The following is a 1,029-nucleotide window of genomic DNA, read 5'->3' on the forward strand; positions in this document are numbered from 1 at the left end:
TGGGCCCTGAAGCTGCAGAGCCGCACCGCATCAAATACAAACGTATTGCAAAATAATGATTACGACAGACTGACACCGAAACTTACGCTTTCTGGAAAGTCTGTTGGTAATTTATACAAAGGCCGCTATCATAGCGGCCTTTGTCGTATACCCCAGCCAGTTAAAAGCGCCTTTCTGGGCCATTTTGATTGGCGTTATTAAGGTATTTGATGATTTGAGAGTCATTGGGTCAGTGAAAAATATGACCGTGTACTTACGTAACTCTGTAGCGTTCCCGACAGTTTTTAAACAACATTCGAACACTTTTTGTTCTTCTTGATATACTATTCAATCTGTTTAAATGCCTTAGAGAGCGCAATATGACGGAGAAAAGACGCTTTTCACGCATCATCTACCAAGCTCCAGCTCAGTTAGAACAACGTGATTTGAGACTTAACGCCACGATTCAAGATCTTTCCTTGCATGGTTTGCTTTTACAAGCCGAAGGCTTGGATACATTGAATCCTGCACTTTTGGTTGATGTCGGTTTCTCGTTCCACCAGTCTGAACAAGAGATTACGTTAACGGCACAGATCGTAGACGTCACTCAAGACCAAATACGGCTCAAGATCACCAACATCGGCATTGAAAGCATTAGCCAATTAAAACGATTTATCGAATTGAATGTAGGCAATAACGAACTTCTGAATCGAGAGTTAGACCATCTTTCCGATTTAGGGGAAAAATAAATCAACGCCTATTTAAGTAACAATAATTATGTCTAAAAAAATCATCATGCAGATCCCCACTAAAAACGGTGATCAGCAATTTTATTTGGGCCGCGGTTCGGTCCTAACCATATTAACTTCGATCATCGCCTTACCTGCCGTTGTCGGCGGGGCTTGGTATTTGAACCAGCAACAGATTCATAATCAGACAACGCTGGTGCAAACCATTACCAAGCTAGAAAGCGAGAAAGCGGAAATCACAGCGCTCTATGAAGAGCAATTAGATACCAACCACTCACTCTCTCAAGCTTTGACGGACAAG

2 protein-coding genes and 1 pseudogene are annotated in these 1,029 nt (G+C 42.2%); all 3 read left to right on the plus strand.

Annotated elements, in window-relative coordinates; all coding sequences use genetic code 11:
* On the plus strand, window positions 1-201 hold a 201-nt coding region (locus R7F07_RS25470; RefSeq protein WP_318110706.1), incomplete at its 5' end, for a hypothetical protein.
* 158 nt (window positions 202-359) lie between these two features.
* A complete protein-coding gene (locus tag R7F07_RS25475) occupies window positions 360-728 on the plus strand; it encodes a PilZ domain-containing protein (protein ID WP_005460291.1) in 369 nt (122 codons plus the stop codon).
* A gap of 28 nt (window positions 729-756) precedes the next feature.
* Window positions 757-1,029: pseudogene (locus R7F07_RS25480) on the plus strand (peptidase M23); the annotation flags it as partial.

It is taken from the genome of Vibrio sp. YT-16, assembly GCF_033337405.1.
GTDB lineage: Bacteria > Pseudomonadota > Gammaproteobacteria > Enterobacterales > Vibrionaceae > Vibrio > Vibrio alginolyticus.